The sequence below is a fragment of the Alkalibacillus aidingensis genome (assembly GCF_014595945.1).
Lineage (GTDB): Bacteria > Bacillota > Bacilli > Bacillales > Alkalibacillaceae > Alkalibacillus > Alkalibacillus aidingensis.
Genome location: NZ_JABXWU010000008.1, coordinates 39,910 through 66,037, shown reverse-complemented (window position 1 = coordinate 66,037; position 26,128 = coordinate 39,910). Strand labels below are relative to the sequence as shown.

General features: G+C 37.8%; 29 protein-coding genes and 1 riboswitch. Of the genes, 10 read left to right on the top strand and 19 right to left on the bottom strand.

The window, feature by feature from the left end:
• Window positions 1-86: 86 nt before the first annotated feature.
• From HWQ49_RS11360 to pstB, 4 genes are all read left to right on the top strand, one after another.
• The gene (locus tag HWQ49_RS11360) at window positions 87-1,121 is read left to right on the top strand and encodes a PstS family phosphate ABC transporter substrate-binding protein (protein ID WP_188207743.1); all 1,035 of its coding nucleotides are present in this window, start codon (window positions 87-89) and stop codon (window positions 1,119-1,121) included.
• A 130-nt stretch (window positions 1,122-1,251) separates the two neighbouring features.
• Window positions 1,252-2,139, top strand: coding sequence for a phosphate ABC transporter permease subunit PstC (pstC, locus tag HWQ49_RS11355; protein WP_394810778.1), 888 nt, complete (start codon window positions 1,252-1,254; stop codon window positions 2,137-2,139).
• Between the two features lies 1 nt (window position 2,140).
• On the top strand, window positions 2,141-3,025 hold the full coding sequence (gene pstA / locus HWQ49_RS11350) for a phosphate ABC transporter permease PstA (protein WP_188207741.1): 885 nt from the start codon (window positions 2,141-2,143) through the stop codon (window positions 3,023-3,025).
• A 21-nt stretch (window positions 3,026-3,046) separates the two neighbouring features.
• Entirely contained in the window at window positions 3,047-3,886 is an 840-nt protein-coding gene (gene pstB, locus HWQ49_RS11345; RefSeq protein ID WP_188207740.1) for a phosphate ABC transporter ATP-binding protein PstB, read from the top strand.
• A gap of 107 nt (window positions 3,887-3,993) precedes the next feature.
• Here the strand turns inward: pstB and HWQ49_RS11340 are convergent, their stop codons facing one another.
• The 3 genes from HWQ49_RS11340 to HWQ49_RS11330 form a co-directional block, all read right to left on the bottom strand.
• Window positions 3,994-4,641: a queuosine precursor transporter gene (locus tag HWQ49_RS11340; protein ID WP_188207739.1), complete on the bottom strand. Its 648-nt coding sequence runs from the start codon at window positions 4,639-4,641 to the stop codon at window positions 3,994-3,996.
• Entirely contained in the window at window positions 4,634-5,041 is a 408-nt protein-coding gene (gene queF, locus HWQ49_RS11335) for a preQ(1) synthase (RefSeq protein WP_188207738.1), read from the bottom strand. Before queF ends, HWQ49_RS11340 begins: the two co-directional genes overlap by 8 nt.
• A 164-nt stretch (window positions 5,042-5,205) precedes the next feature.
• Entirely contained in the window at window positions 5,206-6,510 is a 1,305-nt protein-coding gene (locus tag HWQ49_RS11330; protein WP_188207737.1) for a M20 family metallo-hydrolase, read from the bottom strand.
• Between the two features lie 177 nt (window positions 6,511-6,687).
• Here HWQ49_RS11330 and HWQ49_RS11325 point away from each other — a divergent pair, with 177 nt between their 5' ends.
• Window positions 6,688-7,548 (top strand): putative RNA methyltransferase, encoded by an 861-nt coding sequence (locus tag HWQ49_RS11325; protein WP_223155152.1) that lies wholly within the window; start codon window positions 6,688-6,690, stop codon window positions 7,546-7,548.
• A gap of 170 nt (window positions 7,549-7,718) precedes the next feature.
• Here the strand turns inward: HWQ49_RS11325 and HWQ49_RS11320 are convergent, their stop codons facing one another.
• Window positions 7,719-8,102 carry a hypothetical protein gene (locus HWQ49_RS11320; protein WP_223155146.1) on the bottom strand — a complete coding sequence of 128 codons (384 nt, stop codon included), beginning with the start codon at window positions 8,100-8,102 and terminating at the stop codon, window positions 7,719-7,721.
• Window positions 8,103-8,169: 67 nt separating this feature from the next.
• Between HWQ49_RS11320 and HWQ49_RS11315 the strand changes: the two genes are divergently transcribed.
• The gene (locus tag HWQ49_RS11315; RefSeq protein ID WP_188207735.1) at window positions 8,170-8,640 is read left to right on the top strand and encodes an ASCH domain-containing protein; all 471 of its coding nucleotides are present in this window, start codon (window positions 8,170-8,172) and stop codon (window positions 8,638-8,640) included.
• Window positions 8,641-9,267: 627 nt separating this feature from the next.
• Here the strand turns inward: HWQ49_RS11315 and HWQ49_RS11310 are convergent.
• The 11 genes from HWQ49_RS11310 to HWQ49_RS11260 form a co-directional block, all read right to left on the bottom strand.
• Window positions 9,268-10,194 (bottom strand): type II secretion system F family protein, encoded by a 927-nt coding sequence (locus HWQ49_RS11310; protein WP_188207734.1) that lies wholly within the window; start codon window positions 10,192-10,194, stop codon window positions 9,268-9,270.
• Window positions 10,195-10,197: 3 nt separating this feature from the next.
• Window positions 10,198-11,163 (bottom strand): type II secretion system F family protein, encoded by a 966-nt coding sequence (locus HWQ49_RS11305; RefSeq protein ID WP_223155145.1) that lies wholly within the window; start codon window positions 11,161-11,163, stop codon window positions 10,198-10,200.
• Window positions 11,160-12,605 carry a CpaF family protein gene (locus tag HWQ49_RS11300; protein ID WP_188207733.1) on the bottom strand — a complete coding sequence of 482 codons (1,446 nt, stop codon included), beginning with the start codon at window positions 12,603-12,605 and terminating at the stop codon, window positions 11,160-11,162. The genes HWQ49_RS11305 and HWQ49_RS11300 overlap by 4 nt, the downstream gene beginning before the upstream one ends.
• Window positions 12,606-12,626: 21 nt before the next feature.
• Window positions 12,627-13,442, bottom strand: a complete 816-nt coding sequence (locus HWQ49_RS11295) for an AAA family ATPase (RefSeq protein ID WP_188207732.1) — start codon at window positions 13,440-13,442, stop codon at window positions 12,627-12,629.
• A gap of 41 nt (window positions 13,443-13,483) precedes the next feature.
• Entirely contained in the window at window positions 13,484-14,146 is a 663-nt protein-coding gene (gene cpaB, locus HWQ49_RS11290) for a Flp pilus assembly protein CpaB (protein ID WP_188207731.1), read from the bottom strand.
• Between the two features lie 8 nt (window positions 14,147-14,154).
• Complete coding sequence (locus tag HWQ49_RS11285) at window positions 14,155-15,057, bottom strand: TadE/TadG family type IV pilus assembly protein (RefSeq protein WP_188207730.1); 903 nt, start codon at window positions 15,055-15,057, stop codon at window positions 14,155-14,157.
• A 14-nt stretch (window positions 15,058-15,071) separates the two neighbouring features.
• Window positions 15,072-15,464, bottom strand: a complete 393-nt coding sequence (locus HWQ49_RS11280; protein WP_188207729.1) for a TadE/TadG family type IV pilus assembly protein — start codon at window positions 15,462-15,464, stop codon at window positions 15,072-15,074.
• The gene (locus HWQ49_RS11275) at window positions 15,465-15,977 is read right to left on the bottom strand and encodes an A24 family peptidase (protein WP_188207728.1); all 513 of its coding nucleotides are present in this window, start codon (window positions 15,975-15,977) and stop codon (window positions 15,465-15,467) included. It abuts the gene before it with no gap.
• 53 nt (window positions 15,978-16,030) lie between these two features.
• On the bottom strand, window positions 16,031-16,225 hold the full coding sequence (locus HWQ49_RS11270) for a Flp family type IVb pilin (protein WP_317450930.1): 195 nt from the start codon (window positions 16,223-16,225) through the stop codon (window positions 16,031-16,033).
• A gap of 63 nt (window positions 16,226-16,288) precedes the next feature.
• On the bottom strand, window positions 16,289-16,483 hold the full coding sequence (locus HWQ49_RS11265; RefSeq protein ID WP_188207727.1) for a Flp family type IVb pilin: 195 nt from the start codon (window positions 16,481-16,483) through the stop codon (window positions 16,289-16,291).
• Window positions 16,484-16,496: 13 nt separating this feature from the next.
• Window positions 16,497-16,841, bottom strand: a complete 345-nt coding sequence (locus HWQ49_RS11260) for a DUF192 domain-containing protein (protein ID WP_188207726.1) — start codon at window positions 16,839-16,841, stop codon at window positions 16,497-16,499.
• A 153-nt stretch (window positions 16,842-16,994) separates the two neighbouring features.
• Window positions 16,995-17,083: riboswitch (cyclic di-GMP riboswitch) on the bottom strand.
• 345 nt (window positions 17,084-17,428) lie between these two features.
• Between HWQ49_RS11260 and HWQ49_RS11255 the strand changes: the two genes are divergently transcribed.
• A complete protein-coding gene (locus HWQ49_RS11255) occupies window positions 17,429-18,778 on the top strand; it encodes a hypothetical protein (protein ID WP_188207725.1) in 1,350 nt (449 codons plus the stop codon).
• Window positions 18,779-18,829: 51 nt separating this feature from the next.
• Here HWQ49_RS11255 and HWQ49_RS11250 read toward each other — a convergent pair whose 3' ends face one another.
• The 3 genes from HWQ49_RS11250 to HWQ49_RS11240 form a co-directional block, all read right to left on the bottom strand.
• The gene (locus HWQ49_RS11250; protein WP_188207724.1) at window positions 18,830-19,273 is read right to left on the bottom strand and encodes an SRPBCC family protein; all 444 of its coding nucleotides are present in this window, start codon (window positions 19,271-19,273) and stop codon (window positions 18,830-18,832) included.
• A gap of 108 nt (window positions 19,274-19,381) precedes the next feature.
• Complete coding sequence (locus HWQ49_RS11245; RefSeq protein WP_188207723.1) at window positions 19,382-20,776, bottom strand: sensor domain-containing phosphodiesterase; 1,395 nt, start codon at window positions 20,774-20,776, stop codon at window positions 19,382-19,384.
• Window positions 20,777-20,882: 106 nt separating this feature from the next.
• Window positions 20,883-22,598: a sigma-54-dependent transcriptional regulator gene (locus tag HWQ49_RS11240; RefSeq protein ID WP_188207722.1), complete on the bottom strand. Its 1,716-nt coding sequence runs from the start codon at window positions 22,596-22,598 to the stop codon at window positions 20,883-20,885.
• Between the two features lie 217 nt (window positions 22,599-22,815).
• Between HWQ49_RS11240 and HWQ49_RS11235 the strand changes: the two genes are divergently transcribed.
• The 3 genes from HWQ49_RS11235 to HWQ49_RS11225 are packed head-to-tail and all read left to right on the top strand — an operon-like array spanning window position 22,816 to window position 24,933.
• Window positions 22,816-23,352, top strand: a complete 537-nt coding sequence (locus tag HWQ49_RS11235; protein ID WP_188207721.1) for a GbsR/MarR family transcriptional regulator — start codon at window positions 22,816-22,818, stop codon at window positions 23,350-23,352.
• Window positions 23,353-23,364: 12 nt separating this feature from the next.
• Window positions 23,365-24,042: a cysteine hydrolase family protein gene (locus HWQ49_RS11230; protein ID WP_188207720.1), complete on the top strand. Its 678-nt coding sequence runs from the start codon at window positions 23,365-23,367 to the stop codon at window positions 24,040-24,042.
• Between the two features lie 3 nt (window positions 24,043-24,045).
• Window positions 24,046-24,933 carry a glycine betaine ABC transporter substrate-binding protein gene (locus HWQ49_RS11225; RefSeq protein WP_188207719.1) on the top strand — a complete coding sequence of 296 codons (888 nt, stop codon included), beginning with the start codon at window positions 24,046-24,048 and terminating at the stop codon, window positions 24,931-24,933.
• Window positions 24,934-25,257: 324 nt separating this feature from the next.
• Here HWQ49_RS11225 and HWQ49_RS11220 read toward each other — a convergent pair whose 3' ends face one another.
• Window positions 25,258-26,118 (bottom strand): MurR/RpiR family transcriptional regulator, encoded by an 861-nt coding sequence (locus HWQ49_RS11220; RefSeq protein ID WP_188207718.1) that lies wholly within the window; start codon window positions 26,116-26,118, stop codon window positions 25,258-25,260.
• Window positions 26,119-26,128 lie beyond the last annotated feature (10 nt).

Below are 26,128 nucleotides of genomic sequence, written 5' to 3'. Positions count from 1 at the left end.
TACTTTAGCTTTACAGACATTTTGCTAGTTAAGTTTTATGATGAAGTTGTTAAACAAAACTTACTTTTCTAAGGGGGACATCAACAATGTTCAAAAAGGTAACAAAGCTTTTTATTCTATCAACACTAGTTTTTTTGCTACTTGCGTTGGTCGCATGTGGAACAGAAGGTGAAGATGAAGTAAATGGCGATCAATCAAGTGGTGATCAGCCTGAGGAATCTGCACAAGAAAATGGTAGTGACAACTCTGAGAAATCTAGTGAAGAAATGGAGTTAAACGGGAGTGTTGTTATTGACGGTTCAGGAACAGTTTATCCATTAATGGCTCGTTTAGCTGAAGAGTATATGATTAATGAAGAACCAAATGTCTCAGTCGAAGTTGGACGATCTGGAACAAGCGCAGGTTTTGAAAAGTTCTTAACTGAAAACGGCACAGATTTTAATGATGCTTCAAGAGAAATTAAGGATGAAGAGATTGAAACGGCTGAAGAACTTGGAATTGATGTTAAAGAAATGAAAGTTGCTTTAGATGGGCTCACTATTGTCATTCACCCCGAAAACGATTGGGCCACTGAAATGACTGAAGAAGAAATCATCCAAACGTTCCTTGCAGATGGTGGAATCGAGACATGGTCAGACATTAACGACGAATGGCCTAATGAAGAAGTTAACACATATGGGCCTAATGAAAATCATGGAACCTATGAATTTTTCTATGAAGAAATCTTAGATGAGCAAGACCTAGCAGAAGGTACTAATTTACAACAAGAATACGCTACACTAGTCACACTAGTTTCTGAAGATATTAATAGCATTGGATTTTTTGGATTTGGTTATTATGATAACAACCAAGATCAAGTTCAGGCTGTAAACATCGACTTTGGTGATGGACCAGTAGGACCTTCATTAGAAACTATTGACGAAGAGGGTGCTTACCAAAACTTTACTAGACCTGTATTCACTTATTTAAATGTAGATCGCGCTAAAGAGAATCCTCAAGTACTTGATTTTGCAAGTTATGTCGCAAATAGTATTAATACATTTGCCGGTGAAGTAGGCTTTGCCCCAATTCCAGATGAAGAGGCACAACAATTGGCTGATGAACTGGAAGAATTAAGATAAGACATGTAAGTAGAGGTGAGAGCACCACTAGCTCTCATCTCCCTACATTATTGGGAGGTGCACCAAGTAGATGGACCATAATGTTAATCAAGAATCCATTAATGTTCAGGAATTAATTCAACAGAAATCTATGTCACAAAAAGTATCTCACAAAATCGGTAAAATGATTCCTAGTATTCTATTTCTATTTGCTGCGGTTTCTATTCTAACGACAGTTGGTATCATTTATACCTTACTAAGCGAAGCTATTGAATTCTTTAAGATCGTACCTATTTGGGAGTTTTTCTCTTCAACGACATTAAAACCATTAAGTCAAAATCCTGAGTTTGGTATTCTACCCTTAATTAATGGAACCATTATTTCCTCGATAATTGCCATTTTAGTCGCGGGTCCTGTTGGTCTGATGGCAGCCGTTTATTTAAGTGAGTATGCCAGTGATCGAGTAAGGCGATTATTAAAACCTACTTTAGAAGTTTTAGCTGGAATTCCGACCGTTGTTTATGGATTCTTTGCCTTTACTTTTGTAACTCCCATCATTCGATCAGTTTGGCCAGATGTTGAAGCTACTAACATTTTAAGTCCAGGAATTGTTATGGGAATCATGATCATCCCTATGATTGCTTCTCTATCAGAAGATGCCTTAACTTCTGTTCCTAACACCATTCGTGAAGGGGCTTTATCATTAGGAGCAACCAAATTAGAAACGACCTTTAAAGTAGTCATTCCAGCTGCCTTATCTGGAGTCATCGCTTCCTTTGTTTTAGCTATTTCACGCGCTATTGGTGAAACGATGATCGTGACAATCGCAAGTGGAAGCTCCAAAAACTTCACCTTTGATATAACTGAATCTATGCAAACCATGACAGCGTATATCGTAGAGGTGTCGAGTGGTGATGCAGCAGCTGGAACTCCTATATATTACAGTATTTACGCTGTTGCAATAGCATTGTTTGTTATGACATTTGTGATGAATTTACTAGCAAGAGCCATTTCCCGACGTTTTAGGGAGGAATACTAACATGAAATATATTGACTCATCCTTAGTGGAAAAGAGAATGAATAAACGTATTCTCAAAAATAATTTATCTAAAATACTTTTCTTACTCGCAACCCTATTCGGATTAGTTGTTTTAGTCATTTTGATTATGCGCGTTCTAATCGAAGGATTAAAATGGGTGAATTTCGATTTCTTAACGGGGAAGTTATCAACAAATGCTGAACAAGCAGGAATAATGGGGGCGATTCTTGGATCACTTTGGCTCATGCTTGTTGTCATCGTCTGCACAATGATCATCGGAGTCGGAGCAGCAATCTATTTAGAATTGTATGCTAAAAAAGGAAAACTCAACTCGCTTATACAAACCAACATTGCTAATTTAGCAGGCGTACCTTCTATTGTTTATGGAATTTTAGGTATGACACTATTCGTGCGTGCTCTGGACTTGGGGAATATCGTTCTTGCAGGTGGACTGACACTATCACTACTAGTTTTACCTATTGTCATTGTTGCTGCACAGGAAGCTTTAAGATCTGTTCCTAATAGCTTAAGCGAGGCTTCTTACGGAATGGGAGCAACTAAGTGGCAAACAATTAAAAGAATCATTCTACCAGCGGCACTACCTGGTATTTTAACTGGTGCGATACTAGCACTTTCTCGAGCAATCGGTGAAACAGCACCTCTTGTTGTCATTGGAATTCCTGCTTTAATCATACCATTCCCTGGGAGTATCTTTGATAAGTTCACCACTTTGCCTATGCAAATTTATTACTGGACATTAGATTCATCACTCGTTGCTGAATACGCTAACTTAGCGGCAGCCACCATTATCGTTTTATTAATACTATTATTTATGTTAAACGCTACTGCCATCTTTATTCGAAATAAGTATCAGCAACGATTCTAAAAAAAGTGGAGGTGTTCAAAAATGACTCAAACCATCGCTAAAAAGAATGAAAGTGTTAAACATCTTCCAAGGTTAACGACGGTTAGTAATGATCGTCTTTCAAAACAAAAAGTTGTCTACCAAGTGGAGGGCTTTAACCTTTGGTATGATGAGACCCATGCTTTAAAGGATATCGAATTATCGGTTTATGACCGAGAAATCACAGCAATCATTGGTCCATCTGGGTGTGGTAAATCTACTTTTCTAAAATCATTAAATAGAATGGTTGAATTGATCCCATCTGTTAAGACGAGTGGAGATATTAGTTACCAAGGAAACCGTATTTTAGACAAACATTTTAAAGTAGAACAATTACGTACCAAGGTCGGAATGGTGTTCCAAAAACCCAACCCTTTCCCAAAATCAATATATGAAAACATTGCCTATGGCCCTAAAATCCATGGTATTAAAAATAAAAAAATATTAAATCAAATCGTTGAACGTAGTTTGCGTGATGCGTACTTGTGGGATGAAGTAAAAGATCGATTGAATGAAAATGCCTATGGATTATCAGGAGGACAGCAACAACGCTTATGTATTGCACGAGCACTAGCCATTGAACCAGAAGTTATATTAATGGATGAGCCTACATCTGCATTAGACCCTGTCTCAACATCAAAGATTGAAGAACTCATTCAAGAACTAAAATCTAAGTACAGTATTGTGATTGTTACACACAACATGCAACAAGCTGCTAGGATTTCAGACCGAACAGCTTTCTTTTTAAATGGTGAAATCATTGAATTCGATTTAACAGAATCACTATTTTCTAATCCATCAGACCAAAGAACTGAAGATTATATTACTGGTCGCTTTGGATAAGTAAACTAACTCCGCTATCCCCTTTTATATATAGAGTTTTACCCCCTTGGTAACCGGTCTATAACTAGGCCGGTTACTTTGTTTTCAGAAAAAAAGCCCGCCTTGATTTAGGCGGACTCGGCTGTTACTTGATTAGGTTGTTGTTCATTACGGCTCTTCCTGGTTAAGAAATAGAATATTGGTGTATCAATAATGGCTATTGCCAGCTTAACTAGATATTGACTCAAAATCATAACCCAGATGTTCGGTACGGTTCCGATAAACGCAATGGTGATAAAGATTGACGTATCGAAAAACTGTGACGTTGCCGTACTTAAATTGTTTCTCAACCACCTTGAACGACCCTTTGTTAACTTCTTCATCGCAGAAAAGATGAAGACATCGATATATTGCGAAGTCAAATAAGCAGCTGCTGAAGCTAAGACGAAGCGCGCGTTTTGTCCAAGTAATGTTTCATAAGCAGTTTGCGTTTCTTGTGCAAATGGCGCAACTGGTAGCAGTTGGCCAAAGTAAATCATCATACTTGCGAAAATTTGCGCGATAAAACCGAATAAGATCGTTTGTTTAGCTTGTTTCTTGCCGTATTCCTCATGAATGATATCGGTAATTAAAAACGTTACCGCATAAACGACGACAGCAGCTGGAATCGTAAAGTTTTCTCCAAAACCAACAATCTTACCAGCTAACACATTAGCAATGACTAATGAAGTGGCAAAAATAACGTTTAACAGAATGAGCTTTTGATCTCTATTCATCACGGTTACGCACCGCTTTCGTTGTTAGTTCAATCCCGCCTCTGGCCGATTGATAGACCGTCACTTCAACACTATGTGGGTCAATCGCATAGACAAAGTCATCCGCAATTTGAGCAGCTAATGATTCGCAGTAGGCACCCTCATCACGATAAGACCACAGATAGAACTTTAACGATTTAGACTCAATACACTTCTTATTTGGCGTGTAGGTAATTTCAACTTGACCAAAATCAGGTTGCCCTGTTTTTGGACATACGGCTGTGAATTCCAACGCCTTAAAAGTGATGGTTTGAACATTTGGTGCATCAAATGCTTCATTCTTTAAAATCTCACGTCCTTCACGAACGCTTTCTGGCCTTGGCATTGGGCCAGATCTTGGTAAATAATAATTCTCTGACATACAATCATCTCCTTAGTTTTGATAAAGCAGGATTTCGCGAACTGCTACTTATGAAGTTTGCACAAGTTATTATTATATCAGTTTACTAGAAAAAAGTTAATAGTTTTGCAAACATACGATGCTATAAAACTATCCCCCTAAACTCTATGTTTAGAGGGAATAGTTTAAGACAATTTTTCAATGAAACGTTTTAAGACATGAACCGTTTGTACACAGTCATTTAAAGATGACCACTCTAAAGGATTATGGCTAATACCATCTTGGCTTTGTGTAAACAGCATTGCCACAGGTATATGACGTCCAACGATCATTGCATCATGCCCGGCTCCACTTGGTAAATAAAAAGGCTCACTCTTAAGTGTCTCTTCCACAGCTTCACCAGCTAGCTTCTGCATATCTTCAGGTACTTGTACCGGATCTACACTCATATTTTCTTGAATATCAACGGTCGTACCATGCTTCTCACTTACTTTTTCAGCATATGCTATGATACCTTGGACCATTCTCTCTTTCCATTCAGCTTTAATATCTCTAATATCAAGGGTTAAATTAACTTCTCCTGGAATGACATTGACCCCATTAGGAATAACCTCTAACTTTCCGACGGTCGCCACACCCGAGCTACTAACCTTTGGTGGGAAGTCCTTAACATTCGTCACAAACTCACTAGCCGCAACAAGTGCATCTGTCCGATCATTCATTGGTGTATTCCCTGCATGTCCGGCCAACCCTTTGAACGTCACATTAAGCCATGTAGGTCCAGCAATTCCTGTAACGACACCTACAGGTAAATCGCGCTTTTCCAATTGTTTACCTTGCTCAATATGAACCTCAACAAACGCTTTAACATCTGATAAATCACGCTTAGCATCCACAAAACCTTGTGGTGTTAAACCAGCCTGATCTAAAACTTCAGAAAAAGGTGTTCCATTAAAATCAACCCGCTTCTTCTCTTCTTCAATATCCAATTCGCCTACAAAAGATTGACTACCGAGTAAACCTCCATTAAATCTTGCGCCTTCCTCATCGGTAAATATAACCACTTCATACGGTGAATCAGGTTGTTCACCTAGTTCATTCCAAGCAGATGCCACCTCCAATGCAGCAATCACACCTAATGGCCCATCAAAATGTCCACCATGCGGGACACTATCTAAATGAGATCCTGATAAAATAGCTGGCCGATTAGACTTACCTTCAACTCGTCCAAATACATTTCCTGCTCCATCCACTTTAACGGATAAACCCTCTTCCTTCATCCACTTTTGCACAAGCTCTTTAGCCTGCTTTTCCTCTTGTGAAAAGGAGATACGCTTACTTCCCCCATCATCAGTTGCGCCAATTTGGGAAATTTCCGAGAGTCTTCTCGCTACCCTTTCACCATCTATTCCAGAGTGACTATTTGAATCATCGTAATCACTCATTAAACGTTGATAGAAATCATTTATTTCTGTATTTTGTTTATCCATCACCAAAACTCCTTCCACTAACGTCAATCGTTTTAGCTACTACAGATTAATTATACAGGTTTTTAATTATTTATTAAATATCAAGAAAAGTCATTTTAATCTAAATGGATGACTTTCACTTCTGTAACCGTTATTCTAATAATGTCTCTAAGACTTTTAGGTGGAGTGAAGAATGTGATGAAATTAAGTAAGAAAGCTATGGCAGCTAAACGCATGAGCGAGACTTTACACTTATATAGATGCCCGATTTGTTATAAAGGGATGAATGTAATAGAAGATAGGCAGTTAGGATGTGTCAACAATCATCAATTTGACTTGGCTAAACAAGGTTACGTTAACGTCGTGCAACAAGCGAAAAAAACGGTTTATGATCTGGGTTTATTTGAAGCAAGAAATCAGATCTGTCGAAGTGGCTTTTATACACCACTCATGAATCGAATTAGCATGCTTGTAGAGGAGCTTTTTACTACGGGTGATGAACTTACTATTTTAGATGCAGGATGTGGAGAAGGATCACATTTAACAGAATTACTCGATTGCCTTGAACAAGAATCTGTTGGGATTGGCGTTGACCTTGCTAAAGAAGGCATTCAAACAGCTGCTAAACATAATGACCAAGGCATTTGGTTCGTTGGAGATTTAGCTAATACGCCCTTTAACAACCAATCATTTGACCTGATTCTTAATATTCTTTCTCCCTCAAACTATGCAGAGTTTAACAGGATCCTTAAAGACCAAGGTCTTACCATTAAGATTGTGCCAGGTGCTAATTATTTGCAAGAACTGAGGGAACAAATATATCAAGGTACTGAACAAGCAGAATACTCCAACCAAGCAACAATTGATCGATTTGAGGAAGCATTCACATTAATCAGGCGTGAGGATGTCAAATATCAAGTAGAGCTTTCAACCGAGCTATTTAATCACCTGATCAAAATGACACCTTTAACCCAGGATGCTGACTTAACTCGTCTAAAGCCAATTGACTTAATAACAGTGGAGTTGGAGATATTAATTGGAATGAAAAAAGTGATGTAAGCTAAAACGTCGTTTACGGTTAATTTCTGGGGAATACAGTTAAAATTTTGGATTTACAGTTAATTTATCAAAATTACAGTTAATTTCAGAAAAATACAGTTAAAATTTCACAAATACGGTTAATTGTCAAAATGATGTATCAAAAAGACGACTAGCATCATGCAAGTCGTCTAGTCTACTTTACGGAAAGTTACAAGAACAAATAAAAAGAAGCTAATTAGCAAAATCGTACCACCTGCAATAAAGAATATGGTTACAAATGGATCAGGTAAACCAAGAGGTCTCACATAGTACAACCACATACCGATTATTAATCCAAATGCACCAACAACACCTGTCCATACATGTCCGATTGTAAGCAGCGACGGTAATGGATTAAACACTTTATAAAAGATGGCCCAAGCAAACAACGTTAACCAACCAACTAGAAGGATATGAGCATGCACGGTTTGAAACTCATATCCACCTGCACCGGCCATATGTGACCCAATAAACGCGCCAACTGCAGCAAAAATCGCTGATAAACGCAATAGAATCTTACTATGATTTTGCAACGTTTCTCCCCCCATAAAAATACTATTTTTCAAATGTAACATAGAACACACCGAGGAGGTACTAATAATGTCTGAACAATTAGTGAAGGAATTTTGGCAAGAATTTGAGCAAACTCTAAACAAAAGGGAGCGTGAAGATGCTCAATATGAAGTCTGGGCATTCGGAGCAGATGAGAACATGGCTCGTGAACTACTTGATTTGGTGAAATCGGGTGATAAGACTGCAACCTGCTCCCTATTTCGTATGTATGAAGTAGAAGGAGAATCTCTACCACAAGAGGATGATTATAACATCATTACAGATTGGAGTGGCCACCCAGAAATTATTACACGCACAACTAGTGTCGATATCATCCCTTTTAATAAAGTTCCAGAAGACTTTGCTTATAAAGAGGGTGAAGGAGATAAAAGTTATGAATATTGGCATCGTGAACACGTAGCATTTTTCACCAAAGAAATGACCTCCATTAATGAAACGTTTGAAGATGATCAGCCTGTTGTATGTGAAGAGTTTGAGGTCGTTTTTCAAAAAGATTAGGACATAAATAAAGGAGCTTGGGGTACAAGCTCCTTTATAGTGTATAAGACAAAATTGATATAATGGTCATTACTTTATGGGTTAGTAGGTGCGTTTCTAATTGACGGTAATCGCTTCACGAGGCGGTTTATCGTTAATTAGACCGCTTCTAATTGACGGTAATAACTTCACAAAGGGGGTTATCGTTAATTAGACCACTTCTAATTGACGGCAATAGCTTCACAAAGGGGTTTATCGTTAATTAGACCACTTCTAATTGACGGTAATAGCTTCACGAGGCGGTTTATCGTTAATTAGACCACTTCTAATTGACGGCAACAGCTTCACAAAGGGGGTTATCGTTAATTAGACCGCTTCTAATTGACGGTAATAGCTTCACAAAGGGGGTTATCGTTAATTAGACCGCTTCTAATTGACGGCAATAGCTTCACAAAGGGGGTTATCGTTAATTAGACCGCTTCTAATTGACGATAATAACTTCACAAGGCGGTTTATCGTTAATTAGACCCCTTTTCTCGGACATTTCACACCACATAATAGATCATAACGGCATTGATCCCGATCGCAACTCAACCACTGCACACCATCCGTCAAAATATGAATTCAAACCCACCAAAAGGCCAGTGATTAAGTGTTACTAAACACTTCCAAAATCTGAATAACAGCTGGCCCTAATAAAATGATAAAGATCGTCGGGAAAATAAACAAAACCAGTGGGAACATCATTTTAATTGGCGCTTTCATTGCTTGTTCTTCAGCACGTTGCTTTCTTCTTTGGCGTACTTCCTCAGATTGTACGCGTAGAATTTGTACCATTCCTACTCCCAGCTGCTCAGCTTGGATGACGCTACCGATTAATAATTTAATATCATCAGCAATTAAACGTTCTCGCACACCAGACAAGGCTTCGCGACGTGTCTTTCCTAATTTCAGCTCTTCTAAACAACGCTGAAATTCAGTCGAAAGAATTCCCTTTTGCTTTGTCACAACTTTCCCTAATGCAGAGTCAAACCCTAAACCTGCCTCCATACTAACGGCCATTAAGTCGATAAAATCAGGTAATTCCTTAATTGCCTGAGCATTTCGCGTTGCTGTTTTCCACTTTAGATAAGCGTAAGGTAAATACAATGCAAAACCGGCAGATAATATAACTAAAAAGAAACCTCTCCCAAACGAAACGTTACCCAGAAAAGCCAAACCCACTGCCATTAACGGGAACGCAACTACTAAAATAATCTGTAACAGTCGATATTCGAAAGGTGACATACCTAATGGACTACCTGCACGTAACAACTGCAACTCAAGCTTCTCTTGCTTAGTGCTTGACGTATTTTTACGAAAGCTTTTTCTAAATTGTTTGAGCTTAGGCTGAATAATGCGTTGAAATAGTGACGGTGCTTCTTCTCCATCACCTTCATTAGTCGCATCAACTACAGTCGTCTGACTCCCATCAACCCAAGCACGACGACTAGCATATACTTTCTTTCGCTCACGTCGACTTAGGATGATGCCTGCTATAATCAATCCAACAGTTAACACATATAACAAAATCATCAGCTACACCTCTATCGACGTAATACGGCGAATAAACATAAATCCAATCATCGATGAAAAACCCGCCATAATTAATAACATAATGCCAATCGGCTCAACAAACATGACACTCATATACTCAGGATTCACTAAGTATAATAACCCTGCTAAAATAACAGGAAGTAACCCTACCACAGCTCCTGACATGCGTCCTTGAGCCGTTAATGTTCTAATTTGTCCTTGGATCTTAACACGTTCACGAATGGTATGCACGATTTTTTCCAAGACAACAGCCAAGTTACCACCAACTTGGCGTTGAATCACAATTGCTTGAATCATCAAATCTAAATCATCACTGGGAACGCGTTCTTTTAATCTTTGTAAGGACTCTTCAAGCGACGTACCATATTGCATTTCTTTCAAAATCTGATCCAGTTCCTCCTTAACAGGAGAAGGAGATTCATTGCGTACATTTTGCAAAGCTTGAGGTAAACTAAACCCTGCCCTCAATGCACTAACAATTGAAGAGATCATCTCAGCCAAATGATTATTGAACTGAGTAATTCTTTTTTTCTTTTTATATGAAACAACCAGCCTTGGAATAGACCAACCAATAATGGCACCGAAAAATACAAACAAAATATGATTAAAAATTAAATAAATGATACCAGCACCCAACAGCATAGAAATCCATTTAAACATAATAAATTCTTCTGGTTTTAATGGGATTCCGGCTTGGTGCAACTCTTTCTCAAGCTTAGTGCCTTTTTCTTTCTTCTGTAAGCTTTTACGAATGCGCTCTTTCGTCATGCGAAATTCGATTAATAGTTTACGCTGTTTGTCCTCAACCGGTTCGCCATCAGCATCATAGAGATACGCTTCGATTCGTCTTTTCATTTGCTTATTTTTTCGAAACAAACGTTGAAATAAAGCCATGAATATAAACGTCACCGTCAGAAAGAAAAAGACAATTAATAGAGCGTTCATCATACGCCCCACTCCTCTTCTTTAACAAACACATTATTTGGAATGTGGATCCCAGAGCGTTCTAGCTGTTCAAAGAACTTAGGACGAACCCCTGTTGGTACTAATCTACCCTGGATTTTCCCATTCTCATCAATACCCATTTGTTCAAATTCAAAAATATCTTGAAGAACAATGACATCGCCTTCCATACCTTGAACTTCTGTAATCTTCACAATCCGCCGTGTACCGTCTTTTAATCTAGTTTGTTGAATAATGACATCAATTGCCCCTGAAATTTGGTCACGAATCGCCTTGATCGGTAGCTCAACACCCGCCAATAATACCATCGTCTCTAAACGTGCCAACATATCTCTTGGGCTGTTGGAGTGACCTGTAGCTAAAGAACCATCATGACCAGTATTCATCGCTTGAAGCATGTCTAATGCCTCAGCACCACGAACCTCACCAATCACGACACGGTCTGGTCGCATACGTAATGAGTTACGTACAAGGTCCCGAATCGTAATCGCACCTTTTCCTTCAATATTAGGTGGACGAGATTCCAATGACACAACGTGATCTTGCCCTAGTTGCAACTCGGCAGCATCCTCAATCGTTACAATACGTTCATCGTTTGGAATAAAGCTCGATAACACGTTTAAAGTTGTCGTCTTACCAGAACCTGTACCCCCACTAACAAACATATTCAACCTCGCTTTAACACAAGCATCTAAAAATGTAGCCATCTCATTCGTTAACGTCCCGAAATTGACTAAATCATCAATTGTAAATGGATCAGCCGCAAATTTACGAATGGTAATGGTCGGCCCATTTAAAGCTAATGGAGGAATAATCGCGTTAACACGTGAGCCGTCTGGTAATCTAGCATCTACCATCGGACTACTCTCATCAATTCTTCTTCCAATTGGCGCAACAATCTTTTCAATAACATGTAGAACATGTTCATCATCGCGAAACTGAATATCAGTTAAAACTAGCTTCCCATCACGCTCACAATATACTTGATCAGGTCCATTGACCATCACCTCAGATACAGATTCATCCTGAAGAAGTGGGTTAATAGGACCAAACCCAGTTAAGTCATTAATCAGTTCATCAATAACCTTTTTACGATCAACATTGCGAAATGAATCATTTTCTTGAATCGCCTCTTTAGTAATCTCTTCTACCTTAGAAACAATCTCATCAAATTCTTCGTTGCCTTTTGCATCTTTTAAAATTTCTTTATGCACGTAATTTTTAAACGCGATATGTTTTTCATCTAATATCGGTTTAACCTTGTGTGGAACTGACTTCTTTTTCGGTGTTGCTTTTTCTTCTTTTTGTTCAATTTGTGCAACCACTTGACCCGGAGGAGTGGTTTGGACTTCTTGAACAAGTTGACTTTCCTGCTGATCGTTTTGACCGTTTATTTGTTTTTGTTGTAATCTTTCAAGTAAACTCATTCAATCACACCTCCGAATTTTTTATTTGGAAAACACCTTTCCAATTAATGACCCCTTCTTCTTTGTCGTAGCTGGTAATAGATTATTCACCGTTAATTGATGCGCAAGTTTAAATATACTCTTCGCTAAATCAGACTTCGCATGACTCACTGCAACAGGTACACCGAGATTTAGTGATTGAGCAGCGACCTTAAAGTTATTGGGTGTATAATAAACTGAATCAACCTTTAACATCGCGGGTACTTCCTCAGCTTTAATTAAGCTTTCCATATTGTGGCGATTGACAATCAATTGCACCTTATTACCCAATCCTAACTGGTTAACCGTTTCTATAAGCTGTTTAGTACTTTTTAACGAAGCCACCTCTAAAGTGGTAATTGCTAAGACTTGTTCAGATAAATCGAACAGATCGACCATTAAATCGCTCATGCCACGACCTGCATCAATGACAATATAATCATAATGTTCTCTTAACAATTCAATTAACTTCTTCATCACATCGATGGTGATTAGCTCTGAATATTCGGGGCGTTCAGGTGCTAATAACACATCGACTCCTGTACTATGCTTAACTAAATAATTCGTCACATTGTAAGTGTCTAATTGCTCAACTTCCTCAGATAGTTCCTTAATAGTTAATGAGGATTTCAAGTCAAGAGCTAGACCAATATCTCCAAATTGAAAGTCGGCATCAATCACTACAACATCTACATTCTTTTTATTTAGTGCAACGGCTAAATTAACCGTCATTAAAGTTTTACCTACGCCACCTTTAGCACTAGTAACTGTAATCACTTTTCCTTTAGTAGCCGTTGACTTAGCTTCTTCTTGTGACATGACTTTTGCCCCCTAATCCAACAAACAAATCCTCACGATGACTATTCACCCGATGTAATTCGAGAATGAACAGCAAAATGGATCGTACCTTTTTCATTAGCATTCACTAATTCAACCACGTCATTCGGCACTAATTCTAAAGTCATCGAGCTATATTCCATAAACTGTTCTCCAGCTGAATTTTCGACTAGTTTTCGGCCCACAGCTAGTACACGAACCCCTTCAAATAATAGTTCTGAAACTTCCTCGTCCTCTTCCTCATATGTGACAATCACATCCACGTAATCTTCAGGATCAATTAAGTTTGAAACAGAACGTACTGTGTCAACACCAATGGCTACACCACGGTATCCCTCTTGAACTTTACGCGAAACTAACTGACTCTCATCAGCATCTGATCTTAACCGGTGCTCTAGAAGAACTTCACCTTCTGCAATGTCAGTCGTCGCAAAATTGCCTACTACATCATCTACCGAACGAACGGCAGATCCGTGGGCTTGTTCTTGAGGAATGGAAACGGTCTTAACGTCTTCATTCGTCACGATTTGATTCTCGTTAATCGAACGGACAGCTTGAACGACCTCAACCATTTCGACAACTTCTTCCTCTTCAACTGTTTGATTTTGTTGTATCGTATAAAAAAAGATAGCGGTCGTAATGATACCCATTAAGATCGCTACTAAAAATAACATTCTTGATTGCATATCCTCACCTACTCTGAAAGTCTAACTGTAAATGCACCTCGGTCGACTGCTTCTTCTAACTCAAAGCCAGAACCAGCCCTTTCTATAAATACACCTTTTACGGTTTTATCTTTATCATTCATCGGCTCTGTGATATAAAAGTACGCAAAGCCTGTAATTTTCACTTGTTTAAGTTGATTATTATCATGACTATAAGGTTGATAAACAGGGACCAATAAGACCCGTTTACAATCCCTCTCATACATATTGTCACAACTATTAATTAAAATATCCGTCGCTTCCTTTGTTGGACCAGCAATATTACCAGTTTGTGTGTTAACAACATCTCCGACAGATAGCTCCTCTTGAAAACCCTCTAATAGGTTTTCTTTATAAGTCCTAGCTCCTGGCCCCTCTAGCGCCAAAACACCAAAGTTACCAATATCAACTTCACCTTCATCAACCTTTAAAACATACTCTTCACCCGGAACGATCTCAATTGATTCTTCAATTCCAAGGGGTGCGGCACCAATCGCTCGACCCATCGTCCCTAAACGGGCAGTTGCCTGTACATTCACATCAAATGAATCTATTCCAAACAGACTCATAAATGTTGTTGTGAACTGTCTTTCAAGTTCTACGGTTACACGTTCATCTAATAAAATGATTACTCCAGACAAAGCATCTAACTCGTCATGATGAGTTAAAGTATCATCAACAATTCCTCTTACTATTCGTTCATCTTCGGTTGTTAATTCTTGTGCACCCGATAAAGCAGCCGCATTAGCCGCTTTTTGTAAATGCGTACGCTCTACATAATACATTCCACCATCGATCACCAGGCCTAACATGGCTAGCATCCCTGTAAGAGATATTGCAGCTAGAACCACTGTCTGCCCACGTTCACGTTTAAAGAACCGTTTAAAAAACATCCTTATTTCTCCTCTCATTCAATCCGAATCGTCGAATCAGCTGACATCTGAATCGAATCGGAGAAAACATATTTAGCAAAAGGAGTAAATGGTGTAATCGAGTAATCCAATGTTACTGTGACATACTCGCCTGGTTTACGTTCTCCTGAATCAGGTGAAACATTCACTTCTAGAAGTTCACCATCACCTGTTCTAAAATTATCCTTTGCAAATGAAATAATCTCATCATCTGGGTAACCAAACCCACCAAGTCTTACCGTTTCTTGCGCGGTAAAATGCATGCCTGTATACGTATAAAGCATACGGCCTACATCAAACACACCAACTAACATAATCATTAATAACGGAATGATTAACGCAAATTCGACTAATGATTGCCCCTTTTGATCTTTTCGGAAAAGTTTCATTTACATCACCACTCCACTAAAAGCGAATGAGGCAACAGCTCCACCGACAATCGCAACACCATACGGAAAAGTTCTTTGTAGGGAACTTTTATCGATTAAAGGTGCTTTCATTCCATATCTCATGTTTAAAATAGTACTGAAAAAAGACCGCGTTCGCTGAATAAATCCTTTTCTTAATACGATTAACAGTAAACCGATCAGACCTCCAAGAATCGCCATATAAACTGCTGTAGCAAACACAAACATTGGGCCTTGAATCGCACCAATGACAGCAAGTAATTTAACATCACCTGCACCCATTCCACCCATCAGATACGGAATCAAAAGGATGAAGAAACCTAATAAACATCCTAGAATCGCATCTTGTAAGCCTCCTAACCCATATAAAAAGGAATTAAGGAGCAGAGCAAGAACGAGCGCAGGAAAAAGTACTTTATTATAAATTTTGCGCCTTCTAATATCAGTAATTAAGCAAATAGTTAAAACAACGAATAATAACAAATTCATGATCATTTAGCCCTGTCTCCTTTCAAATTTATATTAATTGGGGAGAGGTTGTTCTAAATTTAAGTTGTTCGCTCTTCTGCTGGCTCTCTATCATTAAAGTTGTCAATTACATCGTAAAAGGCATCTATTATTTGTTCTCCAAATAGCGCTAACACTCCTACTACTCCTACCGCAATAACACCTAATACTAACGCGTACTCTGCCATTCCTTGACCTTCTTCTTCTTGAAAAAATCCTTTTAAAATCTTTTTCACTTGTTTCACTCTCCTATTAAATAAAATATTATTGTTTTCCTATTACTTCTATGGTTCAGGGTGTTAAGTTGTACGTTCCTCAGCTGGTTCTCTATCATTAAAGTTATCAATGACATCGTAAAAAGCATCTATAATTTGCTCTCCAAACAGTGCTAACACTCCTACAACTCCTACTGCAATAACACCTAACACTAACGCATACTCTGCCATTCCTTGGCCTTCTTCTTCTTGGAAAAATCCTTTTAAAAAGTTCATCATCTTCTTCACTCTCCTAGTTTTTAATTAATAATTGATTTCCGATCTGAATTCCTGTCTGCTCAACTGTACCTGCTGATACTTCAATGACAGACTGTGCATTCTTTCTGACCTTACCTACTCGGTTAGGGGTTAATCCCTTGTCTAACCCGACAACTTCCAACTTGTCATTTACGTAAATGACATCAATGTTGAATTTCATAAAAAACGTGTGGACCGACTGGCAGGGTTTAATGTGTAGTCCATAACCTGAGTTAAGTCCTCTTTTAAACATTAGCCCTTTGAATCGTTTCCAGAAGGTATCTGCTACGGATAACTCATTAACAATTTCTGAACTGTCACTCAGATTGACGACTTTCAACTTTTCACCTCTTTTCTATTTAAAATAAAAACCCCGCCATTACCGATAGGCGGGGTTTTAACTCAAACATGAAGGGTCTATGAAACAAACGACGAACATATGATATACTTCATCGCTGTTTTCTACTAGACTCTATCATGTTTTCCCTGATCCTTCGGTAACTGGCTGGCATCGTGCGACTAGGCACGGAAGCCCCTATAGCTTTGCGTCACTGGTTTTCACCAGCTTTGCCTTTATCGAGATACAGCAATTATTCGATTGCGTGTTCTCTTGTGTCTAATATTAGTCGAAATATCTACTTTGTTAAATATGCCATTAACACTATCTTTTACTGGTTAAATAAGGGTAAAACTATTAGCCTGAGCATAAATACACAGTTCTTTCGGATGGCATATATGCTCATTTTTTGTCGAAAAATAACAATATATAGTGTTTCCCCTCCTCCACCTAGGTAATTATACCTATGTTTTTATCTTAAAAAATGTTTACAAATTTCTCGAGTTTATTAGGTTTTCTTTTCAAAGATGACAGGTTGCGTTATTTTGTTACAATAAAGTCAGAATGAAAATAGAAAGTGATGACTTTGTATGAAAAGACTTCAATTCCTTTTATATTCTAGCTTTGTAGCTATTTATATCTTAAATCTATTTATAGAAAGTATTGCACTAAACTATTTACAAGGGTTGATTGGTATTTTAGCTTTGATCTTTTCATTTGTTGGAGCTAATCGAACCTACCAAGTGATTGGGACTATACTCACAGTAGTATCTAGTCTATTATTCATAGTCCATGGTTTGTCACTTACTAATCTAGCACTCTACTTTACATCGATGGGACTTTTGCTATCGTTACTTTATATTATTCCTTTTATCAACCACTACATGATTGTTGGTCGTTATGATCAGGCACTTTATAAAATTCTACAATCTAATACTCATCACTTGGGGAAATTTTATGCTAAGTCGTATTTAACAAGCTATACGCTCACGCTCTTCATTTTTGTTTCGACTATTCCACTCGTATATCAATTTATCAGGGAACAAACGTCTCAGTTCAATCAACAAATAACAAACCAATTTGCAACTCGGTCCATACTGAGACCCTTTGCCGCTGCCAATGTGTGGAGTCCAATTGAAGTATATATTGCTTTAGTAGTAGCCATTACAGGTTCTTACTATTTACACTTACTTCCCTTTTTAATTGGATTTTCTTTAATTATGTTAACTATTGATATAAGTTTAGGTTATTTTCGTTATCGATCATACACACTGCTACCTAATCAAGAAGTTACTAAGGTTAATCGCCAGGCAGTTAACAAATTATTAACCTTGATTTGCTTCCTAGTTTTATTTGTTGGAACAGCGACAGGAACTCATATAGCTCTTAATCTGGAATTTTTTGATGCGATTATTATCGTCATTATCCCTTACACATTATTGTGGGCTTATTTAACTGGCAAGTTCCGGACATTTATTCGGTACAATCAAAAAGTCTGGGGTGGACACTTATGGACCATGCAAAATTTCATGGTTCTGTTACTACCGGTCGGTCTCTTTAACGAGGTTATTAGTGACTCGGGGGTACTAAATAACATCATGAAATCCTTGGTGTGGCTAGAACATCAACCTTTATTACTGTTAATTTTTATACAAATAAGCTCGATGTTTTTAGCCTTTGTTGGTTTTCATCCATTACTTACACTCAGTATTCAAGGATTGTTTATCACACCTTTTTTAGATACGATTAACCCCTTAAGTGTCTCAATTGTCATGATCGTATCCGTTGTAACTAATGATATGACTGGAACATTTAACGTACCGATCACGATGCTTAATCAATATCTCAAGCGTAATCCTTACCATCTAACACTGTGGAACATTGGTTATGCATTATTATTTGGAGGAATTGGTGTGTTTATCGGTTATTTATTGCTTTGAGTCTAAAAAAATCCACTAATCGACCGATATCGGCTAGTGGATTTTCTTATATTATTCCTGAGTAGTTTTTTCAATATACTCTTTGGCTTTCTTTAAATGATCACCATCTTCTTTTATGATGATTCTCTTGATTAATGGCTTATAAATTAAATTTCTCATACCAGAGGTCTTAATATTACCCGTGAACTTTATGCGAGTTCCTCCCGTTTCTTCTTCAAAATCATAGTTATAAATTAAATGAAGGTTATTTTGATCACTTTTCACCGTAAAGCGTTGATTAGGCTGATAGTCACTTACCTTCCAGATCGCATCTACTTGACGTCCTTTAATATCCCTTGTTTCTTTAATTTCTGTTCCTTTTTGAACTTCGCTGTTAGTTAGAATCTCGATTTTCACAATATGATCTAACTTCTCCTCAGCATATTCATAACGTGCGATCTTTTGAAAAACTTGTTCTACTGGTGCATTGACGAACACTTCACGTTTAAACCCCATTTTATACTCCCCCATCGACAAATTTCCTTTACGAGTATCATACCATAATTATTGAATTGATTTCTGAAAATACAAAAAAGGACTCCCAACACTAGGAATCCTTTTCCTTTAACTACTGATTCTCACTTTTTCGATATACTCATGGAAATCATCTAGATTCATCGGTTTCTCAAAATAATAACCCTGGAAGAACTGACAACCGAATTGGGCTAGGACTCCACATTGTTCTTCTGTTTCAACACCTTCAGCAACAACCTTTAAATTCAGCTCAGTTGCTAAATTAATAATCGTTTGACATATACGCTGATCGACAGAGACTTTATTTATTTCCTTTATAAATGAACCATCTAATTTAATAACATCAATCGGTAAGTGTCTTAAGTAATTTAACGATGAATAAGTAGTCCCAAAATCATCCACCCAAACTTGAGCATTTAAGCTTCTGATTTCCTCAATAACATTGGCGGCATCTTTAAGGTTAATCATCAGGGACGTTTCAGTAATCTCAAGTGCCAGTAAATGAGGGGGAAAATTGGTCTTATCTAAAATCGTTTTTAAATTAGCTATAAAATTCGACTTAGTAATATGTCTGGCCGAAACATTAATGGTTAATACAAACGAGCAATTTTTATCCTCCATTAATTGCTTCACTTCTCGGCAAGCGTATTCACAAACATATCGATCAATTTCATCAATAAAGCCTTCTTGTTCAGCAAAAGGAATAAATTTGTTCGGAGGAATCATTCCTTCTTCTGGATGTGGCCATCGAATCAAAACTTCAAACCCATAGATCTCCATATCATGTGTGATAATCGGCTGATAATTAGGACGTAATTGCCTTTCCTCCAACCCTCGCCTAATCATAAATTTATATTTTTCTCTTGCTGACATCGACATAGGTAATTGGCTTTTATCAAATGGATCACGGTAAGCATCCCCTAGCTCCACACGACTCTGCTTAACTTTCATGTAGTTACTAATAATTAAACCAATTAGTTCCTTATAAGCATTAACGGTGTCTAGTTCCTTTTCTGTAGGTGTTTTGCTTTTATATGAATACATAGCAAATACAGCAATCACTTGTTCAGCCTCAGGGTCAAAGATCGGCACTGACCAGCATGACTTAAGACCATACGGCTTAATCATGTGACGATATGAGTCCCATTTACGATCTTTATTGATATCTTGTGTAATAACTGTTTCCTTTCGTATAAGAGCAGTGCCACATGTCCCCATCCCGTCATAAAGCTCTATATCCAAAAATGGTTGGATCATCTCCATAGGTAGGCTGTGGGTAACTCCACCAGTAAATACTTTTTCATATTCATTACTCAACATAATCGTACACTGGGTATCTTCAAAGACTTGCTCGAAGTACTTAAGTGCTTTAATGAGAACATCTTTTAGTGGAACACCATCAGACATATACTCAATGATATATTGATAGCCCTCGACAAATTCCTCGGGAGTAAGAACACACTGGCTACGTTGATGTGAACTCATATTGGGCCTCCAATCGATTGCAAAAATAGATAGCTATAATTTAATGAAAGTTACGACAAATCTTACTAATAATTAACAATAAATGATATGGACCTTTTGTTCTATATTATAGGTAATCATGTTTTTTTAACTTTCTCCATAAAGTCGAACGATTAATTCCTAAACGTTTCGCCACTTTGGATTGATTATAATTTTCTTCTTCAAGAACTGATTGAATCACTTGAAATTCGATATCCTCTAGAGTTCCCTCTAATTGAAAAACAGAGCTTACCTCAGATTCACGTTTATATTGTAAATGATCTCGGATATGTTCAGCTTGAATCACGTACTCCTTAACTGACATGGCAACTGTCTGGATAAATGAACGTAATTCTCGCACATTTCCTGTCCAATCATATTCTTCTAAATAGGTTAAGGCATCATCGTGAAGTTTAATCGGTTGTGTACCTAAATTTTGATGAAAATGAGCTATAAATAGAGTCACCAGTCCTTTTAGATCCTCTTTCCGGTCATTTAAAGGTGGGAGAAAGATTTCTAAAATTTGATTAGCAATAGTCGATTCTAGTAAAGGTAAGATGGATTGATTAGCCGATACAATGATGGTTTTGCCATTTGTTAATGATCTTTTCATAAAACAATTCAGCAATGGGAAGCTTTCTTTTGGTAATTGCCCAGCATTCCTCAAATATAGTGTTTTAACATGATGAGGCACTAGGTCTTCTAGCAACTCAAATTGACACCGGCTTGCATCCACGCTAATAAAGGATTGATTAGTATTCTTCTCATAATGAATATAATTGGCTAACAAGCCTCTCCCTGTCCCTGGTTCCCCATTTAGGAAAAATAACTGATGTGTATCAATCCCTAGATCGATCACTCGCATCACTCGGTCCATCGATTCACTATGATGGATGATAGAAGGTTTTTGTTTAACAGACTCGGTCTCTACCCATGGCAGTTTTTTTAAGTAATAATCACTTTTTAAAAATGACAATAACAAATATCGCTCTTCAAATGCGTTTAACCACTCTACCTTAATATCGACTTGTTGGCGTTCTTTTTGATAATGCTGCCACTTTTTTTCTGAGATTGGGATGTTTTCATCTACTATATCTAGTAATTCTTGTTTGCTTAGTGGGCATTCACTCAAAGAATTCCATACTTCAAACAAAACATCCCCCTGCTCTGATACAATCATAAGATCTTGACCTTTAAGCTTTAAGGTTGACGACAGCAATTGGTTAAAGGATTGATTCCACTTATGAAAACGGTGTTGATCTTTAGCTTTTTCAAACGCTTCGATAATGTTTTCTTTACCAGACTGGATCAGCACACCTTCTAACCCATAATAATTAGCCATCTCTACTGTTCCCACACCACCCATGACCACCCGATAGCCTTGATCTTTTAAGTGAGCGATTAAAGAGGAAACTTCTGCTTTCTCAGAAACCGTAAATAAGTCAACTGGGTATCCCAATAGATCTATAATTGTCTGAGCTCCCATGACCATCGTTGGGTAGGCGATTAATGCTTTCTTCTTATCCATTGCATTTACTAATGTTAAAACTCTTAACATATCATAACCGGACATATGTACATCTATAACAGGAATGGTGACGGATTCCTGGATGATCTTGGCTGTACCACCTCGGCTAATGATTACCTCATATCCTTCTTCAACTGCTCGCTTAGCTATTTCAACACCTTCATAGTAATTACCGACTTCGATATTAACAGCTAACTCTTGTTCGTCCTTAACACATTCCTCTATTAATGGAACCATTGAGGAGTATGGGGCAACAAACTTCACTTTGATGCTCATAGCAACGACTCCTAATTCTATTTGTTTCAATACATTTCATTTTATTGCAAAGAACAGCAATTGACAAATTATTCAACGAATTTTTAAAAATGAAACATATAACTTATCATTATAAATCAAAGGCTGAAGGTTGACAATCTGTATTATTTGTTTAAAATGTATTATATAAATTAAACAAATTAATTTAACCTATTTCGCGAAAGGTAGGTAGTTACTTATGACTCATGATCAAGCGCGCTTGCAAGAATCACAAGATGTTATAGTTAGTGCCATTGCCCAGTCCATGGTGATCTATGGTGTATCACCTTCTGTTGGTAGAATTTATGGTGTTTTATATTTTTCAGATGAACCCATGACACTGGATGAAATTAAAGACCAGGTCGCGATGAGTAAAGCGAGTGTCAGTAACGGGATTCGCGAACTAATTGAAACCGAAATGGTCACCAAAGTATGGAAGAAAGGTGAAAGGAAAGACCACTTTATTGCTGAGAAGGATTTCCTTAGAAACTTTATCAACTTCTTCGTAAAAATGTTACGACTAGAGCGTAATTTGATTATGAAAGCAGTAGATCAAACCGAACCAACCATACAAGAGATAGCGAATGAAACCAATGACGAGAAAGCTGAAAAAGTAGCTAAACGTGACCTTGAACTGATTCAAGAAGCGAAGGATTATCTGGATTGGATTATGCGCTTAGCTAATTCTATGGAATCTGGAGACATTTTTGAACACATTCCAAAGACAAAGACATAAAGGGGAAATTTGATGAAACAATATGATTCAGCATTAGTATTGATTGACCTACAAAAAGAATCTAACTTCGGCCTATCTAATATGGACCAAGTTATTACAAATACAGAGAAACTAATAAAAGCATTTAGAGCGTCTAATATTCCTATTATTTATACAAGACAGATCAACCGTGAAGATTGCATTGGCCTACCAAAAGGTGAGCCATTAAAAGAGGACGGTACACCATTTTATTACAACTCAGGTACCGACCAGATTGAAATTTTCGATGAAATTGCACCACAAAAAGATGATGTCGTAGTCGATAAACAACGCTGGAGTGCTTTCTTTAAAACAAATTTAGACTTAATCCTTCGAAGCTTAGGGGTTAAAAATCTATATATTGGTGGCGTGGTCACTGACGGTTGCTTAATGACGTCTGTTTTTGATGCGTACTTCCATGACTACGATGTGAATTTAATCCGTGACATCTGTGATGCTAGTAATGAGGGAGCCCATCAGTCCGCAATCTTAACGATGACCAACTGGGTTTATAACCTTAGCATTTATGAAACGGATGAACTTGTGAAAAAGCTTCAAGGTGAGCCACATAGTTACTTTGAAGCCGATGGGGTAGACTCTATGCAGTTTACGGCTGATACGATGAGAGAACAATTTCAAAAAATAGATAACAAAAATAGAAAGGGAGTTTAATTCATGAAGAAAGTATTTATTACATTAAGCATGATCGCTATGATTGTTTTAGCAGCATGTGGAGGTAATGAAGACGGTGAAAATACAGAAGAAGAAGCCGTTGAAGAAAAAGGGGAAATTGTATTTGGACAAACATCTTGGACAAGTACAGAAGCACCAACGCAGATTGCAAAGCAAATCTTAGAAGAAGTTGGTTACGAAGTCGAAATTACGTTACTTGACCAGCCAGTTATTTGGGAAGGCATGAAAAATGAAGAGATTCATTTCTTCATGGATGCTTGGTTACCATACACAGAAGCCGCACTTTGGGAAGACTATGAAGATTCACTACAACAAGTAGCAACAAGCTATGAAGAAGTTCCTTTAGGTTGGGTTGTACCTGAGTATGTAGATGCCGAAACAATTGGCGATCTAGAAGGTCGAGCAGATGAATTTGATGGAGAGATCGTCACAATCGGTGAAGGCGCTGGAATTGTAGAACTGACTTACGATGTGATGGAAGACGACAACTATAACCTAGATGGTTTTGAAGTTGTACCAACAAGTGAAGCAGCGATGTTAGGTGTTATTGATTCAAAAATTTCAGATGAAGAGCCTTTCATTATTACTGGTTGGAGACCACACTCTATGTTCTCTCAACATGACTTGAAATTCTTAGAAGATACTGAAGGCCACTTCATGTATGATAACGTCTATGTTCTATCATACCAAGGTATTGAAGGTGATAGCGAGTATCAAGAAGCTTATGACATCCTTTCTGAGTGGAGCATCGATGTTGATGATCTAGAAGAAATGATGTATGACTATGAGCATAATGATGTTGACTTCGAAGACTCCGCTGCACAGTGGATCGAAGACAACCGTGACACAGTTGATGAGTGGTTAAATTAATAATTCAAACCAAAAAGGCTCTAGTCATATCTTTAATTTTTATACTAATCACTCGGCACATTTGCTGTCGAAGCTTTAAACTTGTAACAATCACACCTTTTATTTTAAGTATGAAAGATTAAAGATTATAGAGTCATAATAAAGAGGTAAAACTCTCTTAATTGAGGGTTTTACCTTTTATAATTTGGGTGAATTTTCAGCTCGTACTGTTTCCATGTTGTAATGGACGGACAACCCACAGGACATGACATTTTTTCACCACCCAGGCGTTTCTGCGAACACCGAACGGTTAAAACAAAAAAGACAAGCTATTCTGTGATAGACCTACTTCCTCATATCGTCACTGAATATGTTAAAACGTTCCCAAACTGATTCTAATTCCTCAAGATGCTGTTCAATATCGTTACGTTTACGTCGACCGACCGCAGTGATCAGTGCATTAATCAAACTTAAAGGGGCAACAAATGAATCAATCAGAGATGACATATCACTCCTTGCACATAACACTATGTCTGAATAGGGAATTAAAGGTGAAAGGCGATTATCAGTTATCGCTACAACCTTGGTACCTCGGTCATGGGCAAACGATAAAGCTTCAACAGTATTCTTTGTATATCTCGCAAAGCTTAGACCAATCACCACATCATCTTCATCTATTCGGAATAACTTCTCAGAGACACCATGAGGATTACGAATCAACTCCGCGTTTTCTAGCATGACATCAAAATAAAACTCTAAAAAAGACCCTAAAGAAACCGCACTTCGATTAGCCACGATAAAGATTCGTTTTGCATTAACGATAAGGTCAATCGCTTGATTGAAGTCAGATAAATTCAGTTGGTGAGTCATTTCTCTGATTCTCTCAATGTCCTCTTCAAACATATCGTACGTTGACTGATCTTCTTCATCATATATATCATCAGAAATCTTAAGCTGTTCAACCGTAGTCAACTGTTTTTTCATTGCTTCTTGAAGAGCTTTTTGAAAATCGGGATAGCCTTTATAACCTAAAAAGGTGGCGAAGCGATAAACTGTCGCTTCACCCACTCCTACTTTCTTTGCTAAGCTGCCCACAGTTAAAAAAGGGACTGAGTTCATATGATTTAAGACATACCTTGCAATTTCTCGTTGCGATTTACTCATCTCTGGCAACTTATCAGTAATGGTCTGATATAAATCTGTCATCTGCTCAGCC